This window comes from uncultured Flavonifractor sp., assembly GCF_944387675.1.
Taxonomy (GTDB): Bacteria; Bacillota; Clostridia; order Oscillospirales; family Oscillospiraceae; genus Flavonifractor.
Map to the genome: position 1 here is coordinate 1 of NZ_CALXFV010000088.1, position 9,579 is coordinate 9,579.

Below are 9,579 nucleotides of genomic sequence, written 5' to 3' on the forward strand. Positions count from 1 at the left end.
CGCCGCTTTGATGGAATTGCGCGGCTGCCGCCGCGAGAATAAACCGCTTTACGGTTTATTCAGCAGACATTATTATAAGTTCCCCGCTCCCCCCTGTCAATTCATGCTTCCCCGGCGCATATACTGACCCGTCGAGAAAAAAACCTCCGGAACACAGAAAGGATTGGTCATATTGACGAGCTGTTTCGCGCCCGAGGGGCGCCTGCTGCACACCGCGGAAAATCTGGCCGCCTGCGCCTCCCCCGACGCCCTGGCCCTGGCCATGGAGACCGGCGCCATTCTGGAGGGGATGGCCCTGTCCTGCGACGCCAGGCAAGAGCTGGCCGTGGCGCTGGGTCCCTTCACCGGCCGCATTCCCCGGGAGGAGGCGGCCCTGGGCATTGCCGAGGGGGAGGTCCGGGACATCGCCATCCTCTCCCGGGTGGGCAAGCCGGTCTGCTTCACCGTAACCGGCCTGGAGGTGCGCAAAGGCGTGCTGACCCCCGTCCTCTCCCGCCGCCAGGCCCAGCAGGCGGCCCTGACCCACATGCTGGAGCGGTGGCGCCCCGGCCAGATCATCCCCGCCGCCGTCACCCACCTGGAACCCTTCGGCGCCTTTGTGGACGTGGGCTGCGGGGTGGTCTCCCTCATCGGCATTGAGAACATCTCCGTGGCCCGCATCTCCCACCCCCGGGACCGCTTCTCCGTGGGGGACGCCATTCTGGCGGTGGTGCAGGATCTGGACCCGGCCCGCAGGCGGATCTACCTGACCCACAAGGAGCTGCTGGGTACCTGGCAGGAGAACGCCGCCCGGTTCCAGCCCGGCATGACGGTACCCGGCATCGTGCGGGGCATCAAGGAATACGGCGCCTTTGTGGAGCTTGCCCCCAACCTGTCCGGCCTGGCCGAGCACAGCCCCCTGCTTCGGGAGGGGGGGCGGGTTTCGGTGTACATCAAGGCCATCCTGCCCGAACGGATGAAGATCAAGCTGCTGGCCATTGACGCCCTGCCCCCCGCCCCACGGCCGGAGCCGCTGCGGTATTTCCTCACCCAGGGGCGGCTGGAGAAGTGGAAGTACGCCCCGCCGGGCTGCGACCGGGTGGGGCTGGAGTCGGTCTTCTCCGACTGAACCCGCAGAAAAGCCCCCCGGAGCTCCGCGTCCGCAGGCGCGCTCCGGAGGGCCTTGTTCCGCCCTGGCTTATTGGGGATTGAGGGTGTAGTTGGGGGCCTCCTTGGTGATATAGATGTCGTGGGGGTGGGACTCCTTCAGGCCGGCGGCGGTGATCTGCATGAACTGGGCCTTGGTGTGCAGCTCCTCCACATTGCGGCAGCCGGTGTAGCCCATGCCGGCCCGCAGGCCGCCCATCAGCTGGTACACCGTCTCCCCGGTGAGGCCCTTGTACGGGACGCGGCCCTCCACCCCCTCGGGAACCAGCTTCTTGTTGTTCTCCTGGAAGTAGCGGTCCTTGGAACCCTTGCCCATGGCCCCCAGGGAACCCATGCCCCGGTAGACCTTGAACTGGCGGCCCTGGTATACCTCGCTGTCGCCGGGGGACTCCTCACAGCCCGCCAGCAGGGAACCCAGCATCACCACATTGGCGCCGGCGGCCAGGGCCTTGGCGATGTCGCCGGAGTACTTCACGCCGCCGTCGGCAATGATGGGGATGCCGTACTGGGCGGCCACACAGGCCGCGTCGTACACCGCGGTGATCTGGGGTACGCCGATGCCCGCCACCACCCGGGTGGTGCAGATGGAGCCGGGACCAATGCCGATCTTCACGCAGTCGGCCCCCGCCTCGATCAGAGCGCGGGTCCCCTCGGCGGTGGCCACGTTGCCGGCGATGAGCTGCACGTCGGGATACAGGGCCTTGATCCGGCGCACGCAGTCCAGAATGTTGTGGGAATGGCCGTGGGCGGAGTCCAGGCAGAGCACGTCCGCCCCCGCCTCCACCAGGGCGTGGACCCGGTCCAGCACGTCGGAGGTGGCCCCGATGGCGGCCCCCACCAGCAGCCGGCCCTTCTCATCCCGGGCGGAGTTGGGATAGACGGTGGCCTTCTCAATGTCCTTGATGGTGATCAGGCCCTTGAGGTGATACTGCTCGTCCACAATGGGCAGCTTCTCCACCTTGTGGCGGCGGAGAATCTCCTTGGCCTCGTCCAGGGTCACCCCCTCCCGGGCGGTGACCAGGTGCTCCTTGGTCATCACGTTGTCCACCAGCTGGCTCATGTCGGTCTCGAACTTCATGTCCCGGTTGGTGATGATGCCGATGAGCTTGCCGTCCTTGCAGATGGGCACGCCGGAGATGCGGTACTTGGCCATGAGCTCGTCGGCCTCGGCCAGGGTGTGGCCGGGGGCCAGCCAGAAGGGGTTGGTGATGACGCCGTTCTCACTGCGCTTCACCATGTCCACCTGCTCGGCCTGGGCGCCGATGGACATGTTCTTGTGGATGATGCCGATGCCGCCCTCCCGGGCGATGGCGATGGCCATGCGGTACTCGGTGACCGTGTCCATGGCGGCGCTCATCAGGGGGATGTTCAGCCGGATCTTGCGGGTGAGCTGGGTGTGCAGGTCGATGTCGGCAGGCAAAACGTCGCTCTCCGCGGGAATGAGCAGAACGTCGTCAAAGGTCAGGCCCTGCCGGGTGAACTTCTGGCTGTGCTCGGTGTTGACCATGGTGCATCTCCTTTTCCGTTTTTCTATTTTGATTTGATTTATTTTACTGGATGGCGGCGCCCCCGTCAAGGGGCAGGTTGGACAGGCCCGCCGCCCCGTCAAACCGGCTCTTTCCCCCCGCGTCCGTACCGTGGACGTACCACAGCCCGTCCTGCCGCCCGGTGTACAGCTCCAGAGTCTCTCCCGCCCGGCACTCCGCCAGGTAGCCCACCTGGAGGGAGGAGACAAACCGCTCCGGCCCCAGGTTTTCCATGTGCAGGGCGTCGCAGATGAAGTCGGCATAGCGCACGTTGTTCACGTGGCCGTTGATGTCGGTGTCACTGTAATGCATGGCCCGCCGGTCGGCCAGTTCCATATCCTGAGGCAGGCGCAGGCGGGAGAGGGTCTTCTCCTTGCACAGCGCCCCGCCGCCGGTCCCCTGGAACTCCTCCACGGCGCCCACCCGGCCCAGCCGGTGGGTCTCAGCGTCAGCCACCACCCACAGGGACACCGCCTCCCCCACCGGCTGCCCGTCTACGGAAAGGTCAAAGTCCCGATAGGTGGAGGCGCCCTTGCCCCCCCGGTGCCAGGTGCGCACCGTCACCCGCTCCCCCCACCGCAGGGGGCGGTCCAGCCGGTACCACAGCCGGGCCATCATCCAGAACAGGCCGTACTTCTCCACCATCTCCTCCCGGGAGACGTGGAGCTCGCAGGCCGCGGCCACCGCCGCCTCCTGCAAAATGCCCAGTAGGCCGGAGGGCCGGCAGGCGTTCCACTGGTCCACGTCCCGGGAGTCCACCAGATAACTCTGCTCGTAAAACATCCTTACCCCTCCCCCGCGCTGCCGCGGATGACCAGCCTGGTCTTGCAGCAGATGTCGTCTATGTCGCCGGCGGTGGCCGCCGGAATGCGCATGGCCCCGCCGCAGTCGGCGCAGAACAGGTCGATGGAGCTGTAATTCACCTGGAGCTTCCAGCGGTGGGAGCCGCAGGTACAGCAGATGCCGTCCCGTTGGGCGATCTCCTTCAATTCGGAGAGCACCTCGTGCATCACCAGCTCGTCCAGAAAGCTCCCCCGCTCTCCGCCGTCCCGGTCCAGCTTGTCCACCGCCTCCTCCAGGCGCTTCAGGGCGGCGAACACCGCCCCCTCCTCCCCCACGTAGCAGCAGTCCAGGCCGGACTGGGCGCAGGTGAAGGCCAGCAGCCGCTGGTGGAGAAAGGCCTGGGAGGAGCAGATAACCGTGTGATCCTTGCCGCAGAACAGGCAGGGTACCGTCACCTTCACCCGGTCCCCCATCAGCTCCACCCGCAGGCCGGACTTGCCGCAGGGGCAGGGCAGGGTATTGGCCGACGCCGCCAGCTGAAAGACGGTGCGCTCCGCCGCCACCATCTGGCGGCAGGCGGGGCAGAAGTAGGCCAGCGTGCGTTTGGCTTGCTCCTCCATGGTATGCCTCCCTTTCCCGAACAACTGCCGGGCTGTCTGTATCAGGTCCTATTATAATGCGTACTGAACAAAGCCGAACGCCTTGAAAGCCAAGGTTTTCAAGGCCAAGTAGCTTTGTTCTCGTGCAAGGGTTTTGGAGCATTTCGCCCAAAACCCTTGCACCTTCCACTGGTGCGTCTTCACGCACCAGTGGAAATACGCATTGTAACAATGGCTGAATTCCATAAAAGCGGCTCCTTTGAGCCGTTTTTATGGAATTGCGCGGCTGCCGCCCCGTGAATAAACCGATTTTCGGTTTATTCAGCAGACATTATTATACCGCAAACTCCCCCCCTTGACCAGCGCCCGGCCTGTAAAATCCGCCCTCATATTTTTCCGCCTTTTCGTTCAAAATAGCATCATCTGCTGAAAGAGGGATGGATCTATGAACAAAAAGCCACCCGGCGGCCAGACCGCCGTGCTCTCCCGCCCGCCCCGGCTGCTGGCCTGGGCCAGCGTGGCGGGGAAAAAGGAGGGGGAGGGGCCGCTGGCCCACACCTTCGACGTGGTGGGGCAGGAGGACCACTTCGGGGCGGCCAGCTGGGAGAAGGCGGAGAGCGCCATGCAGAAGCTGGCCCTGTCCACCGCCCTGAAAAAGGCCGGCCTCCCCCCCTCCGCCCTGGACTGGCTGCTGGCGGGGGACCTGCTCAACCAGTGCATCGGCTCCGCCTTTGCCGCCCGGGACCAGGACATTCCCTTCCTGGGGCTGTACGGCGCCTGCTCCACCATGGCCGAGAGCCTGTCTCTGGCCGCCATGCTGCTGGACGGCGGCTTCGGGACCCACGCGGCGGCCATGACCTCCTCCCACTTCTGCTCGGCGGAGCGGCAGTACCGCACTCCCCTGGAGTACGGCGGGCAGCGCACCCCCACCGCCCAGTGGACGGTCACCGGCTCGGGGTGCGTCATCCTGGGCCGGGAGGGGACGGGTCCGGCGGTGACCCATGTCACCGTGGGGAAAGTCGTGGACAAGGGCATCAAGGACGCCAACAACATGGGGGCGGCCATGGCCCCCGCCGCCGCCGACACCATCCTGGCCCACTTCCGGGACACGGGGCGAAAGCCCTCCGACTACGACCTGGTCATTACCGGGGACCTGGGGCAGCTGGGCCACCAGCTGCTGGGGGAACTGCTCCGGGCGGAGGGGCTCCAGCTCCCCCACCTGGCCGACTGCGGCACCCTCATCTACGATCTGGAGGGGCAGGACGTCCACTGCGGCGGCTCCGGCTGCGGCTGCTCGGCGGCGGTGCTGTGCGGGCTGCTGCTGGGGGGGATGGAGAAGGGGCGGTGGAGGCGCATCCTCTTCTGCGGCACCGGCGCCCTGCTCTCCCCCACCTCTACCCAGCAGGGGGAGAGCATCCCCGCCGTGTGCCACGGGGTGGCCATTGAGCAGGAAGGGCAGGGATAAATGATGGATGTGTTTTGGGAATATGGACGGGCGTTCCTCTGCGGAGGGGCGCTGTGCCTCATCGGGCAGGTGCTCATCGACAGGACCAAGCTCACCCCCGCCCGTATTCTGGTGGCCTACGTGGTGGCCGGGGTGGTCCTGGGCGGGCTGGGCGTCTACCCATCTATCGCCCAATTCGGCGGAGCGGGGGCCACCGTCCCCCTCACCGGCTTCGGCTGGCTGCTGGCCAAGGGGGTGGCCAAGGCGGTGGCGGAGCAGGGGGTGCTGGGCGCACTCACCGGCGGCGTCACCGCCGCGGCGGGGGGCATCACCGCGGCGGTGTTTTTCGGCCTGCTGGTCGCCCTGCTCTGCAAGCCCAAGTCCAAGGCCTGAACCTGTAAAAGCGCCCGCGGACCGGAAAACCCGGTCCGCGGGCGCTCAGGCTGTCAAAAGAGCCTCCCGGCGTTCACGCCCCCAGGCCGGAGGGGACACAGGCCGCCAGAATTTCTCCATAGGCCCAATGGCCCACCGGCACGTCGGAAAAGGGCAGCGTCCCCGTCCCGGCCTGGCGGCCCAGCGCCTGGTTCACCAGCCGGGCCGCCTCCGCCCGGCTGACGCTCCGCTCCGGCTGGAAGGTGCCGTCGGGGTAGCCGCTCACCCAGCCCTGGCCGGCGGCCCAGGCGATGGCCTGGGCCGCCCAGTGGTCCTCCGGCACGTCGGGAAAGGCCGCTGTGCCGGACTGGGCCGGGAAAAAGGCCGTCAGCAGCTTCACCAGCTCCGCCCGGCTCACCGGCTGCTCCGGCCGGAAGGCGCCGTCGGCATAGCCGTTCACCAGCCCCCAGGTCTGGGCAAAGGCCACATAGGGGGCATACCAGGCCTCCGGGGAGACATCGGAGAAGCCGCTCTCCCCTCCCTCCCCGGTGTAAAGGGAATTCCCATTCCCATCCACCGCCAGCCGGGCCAGCATGGCCACCGCCTCGGCCCGGCTCAGGGTGTCCTCCGGCCGGAACAGCCCTCCCGACCCCTCCATGTAGGGGATGGGCCGCTCCCGGTCCAGGGTGACGGCCGGCTCCGGGGCGGGCGTGGGAGTGGGCGCGGGCGTGGACGTGGGAGTGGGCGCGGGCGTGGACGTGGGCGTGGGCGCGGGCGTGGGGGTCGTGGGGACCGCCGTGGGAATGGGAACCGCCCCCTCCGTGCCGTAGGCCCGGCGGTACAGCGCCTCCAGACCGGCCTCTCCCACCAGGAACTGATAGCGGAAGTGGACCTCCCCTGTCACCTGGGGCAGCTGCTGATTGTACGCCAGCATGGCCTCTATGGCCGCCGTACCATACCAGGGACTGGTCTCGTCGGTGTTGCCCGCCTGGTAGTCCGCCATTCCGATGTAAAGGGAAACGCCTGTACTCTCCACCACGCCGGCCCACCAGTCCACGATGGCGGCGTAGTCCATACTGGGGTGGCCGATGTACCAGTAGACCTGGGGGCAGATGTAGTCGATCCACCCCTCCTGCACCCATTTCCGGCTGTCGGCGTAGGAGGCGTAGTAGCTCTCATAGCCGCCGGTGGTGGCCGAGCCCTGGGGCAGGCTGCTCTTGTCCGCCCACACGCCGGAGGGGCTGATGCCGTAGGAGAGGTCGGGACCAATGGCATGGAGGCGCTCCCCCAGCGCCTTCACCAGCTGGTTGACATTGTCCCGCCGCCAGTCTCCGATGTCGGAGAAGCCGCTGCCATACCGGGCATAGGCGGCCGCATCGTCAAAACCGCTGCCGGGGTAGAAATAGTCGTCCAGGTGAATCCCGTCGATGCCGTAGTTCCGCACCAGCTCCTCGGCCCCCTGGATGATGTACGCCCGCACCTCAGGCAGGCCGGGGTTGAAGTAGAAGTTCCCCTCGTACTCCACCACCCAATCGGGGTGGACCTTGGCAGGATGGTCGGCGGTGAGGGAATCAAACTCGCTCTGGCCCCCCTTGGTGATGCGGAAGGGGTTGATCCAGGCGTGGAGCTCCAGGCCCAGGCTGTGGGCCTGCTCCACCCAGTAGGCCAGGGGATCGAAGCCGTCCGCCGGGGCGGCGCCCTGGGTACCGGTAAGGTACTTGCTCCAGGGATAGTAGTCCGAGGGATAGAGGGCGTCGGCGGAGGGCCGCACCTGGAGGATGACGGCGGTCATGCCCAAATCGGCGCAGGTGCGCAGGATCTCGTCGGCGTCGGCCTTCAGCACCGCCGGGTCGGCGGTGGCCTGGCTGGGGTAGTCCAGGCGGTACACGGTGGACACCCACACCCCCCGGAAGTCCTTTTTCTCCCAGGTGGAGGCGGCGGAGGCGTCGGGCTGGGACCAGCGACCCAGGCCGATGAGGACCAGGGCTCCGGCCAGAATCAGGGCCAGGACAGGTTTCCAATGCTTCAACATGCTTTCTCCTTTTCCGTTGCTATTGCTTGCTTATCTGCTCGGCCAGGCCGTTGAGGTAGACCCAGCGCTCCATTTTCTCCTCCAGGGCCTCCTCCAGCTCCTCCTGCCTGGCCTGGAGGGCCTGGAGGGCCACATAGTCGGCGGCCTTTTCCGCCTGCTCCGCCTGCACCTGGGCCAGCTGCCCCTCCAGGGCGGCGATGTCGGCGTCGATGGTCTCAAACTCCCGCTGCTCCTTATAGGTGAATTTCACCCTCTTTTGAGGGGCGGCGGGGCGCGCCCTTCCCCGCTCCGGTACCGGCTCTCTGGGCGCTTTGGGCTTCTCCTCCCGCCGCCGGGCCGCCAGGTACTCCGTATAGCCTCCGGGGTAGCCCCGCACCGTCCCGTCCGGCTCCACGGCGAACACCCGCCGGGCCACCCGGTCCAGGAAGTACCGGTCGTGGGACACCGCCGCCACCGCTCCGGGGAAGGTGTCCAGGTAGTCCTCCAGGGTGGCCAGGGTCTGGATATCCAGGTCGTTGGTGGGCTCGTCCAGCAGCAGCACATTGGGGGCGGCGGCCAGCACCGACAGCAGGTAGAGCCGCCGCTTCTCCCCGCCGGAGAGCTTGCGGATGGGCGCCCACTGCTCCTCCGGCGGGAAGAGGAACCGCTCCAGCAGCTGGGCGGCGGTGAACACGCCCTCGCCGGTCTCGATGCGGTTGCCGATCTCGGTGACATAGTCGATCACCCGCCTGTCCCCGTCCATGTCCGGCACCTCCTGGCGGAAGTAGCCCACCCGGACGGTCTCCCCCACCTCGATCTCTCCGGCGTCGGGGGCCAGGCGCCCCGCCAGCAGGTTCAGCAGGGTGGATTTCCCGCTGCCGTTGGCCCCCACAATGCCGATGCGGTCGTCCCGGAGCAGCAGGCAGGAGAAGTCCCGGATCACCGTCCGGTCCCCGAAGGCCTTGCTCACCCCCCGCAGCTCCACCGTCTTCTTTCCCAGACGGCTGGCGGGGGCGGAAAGTTCCAGGGCAGTTTTTTCCACCGGGCCGGTCCGGGCCTTCAGCTCCTCGTACCGCTCCAGCCGCTCCCGGCTCTTGGTCCCCCGGGCGGTGGGACCCTGCATCACCCACTGGTACTCCCGGCGGAGAATGGCCCGGCGCTTGCGCTCGCTGGCCTTCTCCCGCTCCAGCCGGGCCGCCTTTCCCTCCAGATAGGCGTCGTAGCTGCCGGGGTAGGCGTACAGCTTTCCCCCCTCCACCTCCACGATGGAGGTGACAATCCGCTCCAGAAAATACCGGTCGTGGGTCACCATCACCAGCGCCCCCCGCCAGGCCGCCAGGGCCTCCTCCAGCCAGGCCACCATGTCGTTGTCCAGGTGGTTGGTGGGCTCGTCCAGGATCAGCACGTCGCTGGGCCGGGCCAGCACCGCCGCCAGGGCCACCCGGCGGCGCTCCCCGCCGGACAGCTCCCCCACCTTCTGCTCAAACCGGGGTACCCCCAGGCGGTTGAGGATGGTCCTGGCCTCATATTCCGCCAGCGCCCGGTCATTGTCATTCAGCCCCGCCAGCACCTGCTCCAGCACCGTCCGCTCCCCGGGAAAGACCGGGTTCTGGGGCAGATATTCCAGGCGCACATTGGGGTCGGGGCGGACGGTACCCCCGTCCGGCTCCTCCGCCCCGGCCAGCAGCCGGAGCAGGG

8 protein-coding genes are annotated in these 9,579 nt (G+C 67.3%); 3 read left to right on the forward strand and 5 right to left on the reverse strand.

From position 1 onward, the window contains the following. Positions 1-163: 163 nt before the first annotated feature. Positions 164-1,108, forward strand: coding sequence for a S1 RNA-binding domain-containing protein (locus Q0J74_RS08695; RefSeq protein WP_297213419.1), 945 nt, complete (start codon positions 164-166; stop codon positions 1,106-1,108). A gap of 69 nt (positions 1,109-1,177) precedes the next feature. On the opposite strand, the gene guaB is transcribed toward Q0J74_RS08695, so the two are convergent. Genes guaB through Q0J74_RS08710 form a run of 3 tightly spaced genes read right to left on the reverse strand, consistent with a single transcriptional unit; the run spans position 1,178 to position 4,075 of the window. Beyond that, positions 1,178-2,653, reverse strand: coding sequence for an IMP dehydrogenase (gene guaB, locus Q0J74_RS08700; RefSeq protein WP_297213422.1), 1,476 nt, complete (start codon positions 2,651-2,653; stop codon positions 1,178-1,180). Between the two features lie 43 nt (positions 2,654-2,696). Next, entirely contained in the window at positions 2,697-3,455 is a 759-nt protein-coding gene (locus Q0J74_RS08705) for an acyl-[acyl-carrier-protein] thioesterase (RefSeq protein WP_297213426.1), read from the reverse strand. Between the two features lie 2 nt (positions 3,456-3,457). Continuing rightward, on the reverse strand, positions 3,458-4,075 hold the full coding sequence (locus Q0J74_RS08710) for a hypothetical protein (RefSeq protein ID WP_297213429.1): 618 nt from the start codon (positions 4,073-4,075) through the stop codon (positions 3,458-3,460). Between the two features lie 424 nt (positions 4,076-4,499). Between Q0J74_RS08710 and spoVAD the strand changes: the two genes are divergently transcribed. Next, positions 4,500-5,519, forward strand: a complete 1,020-nt coding sequence (gene spoVAD, locus Q0J74_RS08715) for a stage V sporulation protein AD (RefSeq protein ID WP_297213432.1) — start codon at positions 4,500-4,502, stop codon at positions 5,517-5,519. A 3-nt stretch (positions 5,520-5,522) separates the two neighbouring features. Then, positions 5,523-5,891 (forward strand): stage V sporulation protein AE, encoded by a 369-nt coding sequence (spoVAE, locus tag Q0J74_RS08720; protein WP_297213441.1) that lies wholly within the window; start codon positions 5,523-5,525, stop codon positions 5,889-5,891. A gap of 73 nt (positions 5,892-5,964) precedes the next feature. Here the strand turns inward: spoVAE and Q0J74_RS08725 are convergent, their stop codons facing one another. Both Q0J74_RS08725 and Q0J74_RS08730 read right to left on the reverse strand, forming a co-directional pair. Beyond that, the gene (locus tag Q0J74_RS08725) at positions 5,965-7,902 is read right to left on the reverse strand and encodes a family 10 glycosylhydrolase (RefSeq protein WP_297213435.1); all 1,938 of its coding nucleotides are present in this window, start codon (positions 7,900-7,902) and stop codon (positions 5,965-5,967) included. 19 nt (positions 7,903-7,921) lie between these two features. Then, a partial coding sequence (locus tag Q0J74_RS08730) for an ABC-F family ATP-binding cassette domain-containing protein (protein WP_297213438.1) occupies positions 7,922-9,579 on the reverse strand: 1,658 nt, incomplete at its 5' end.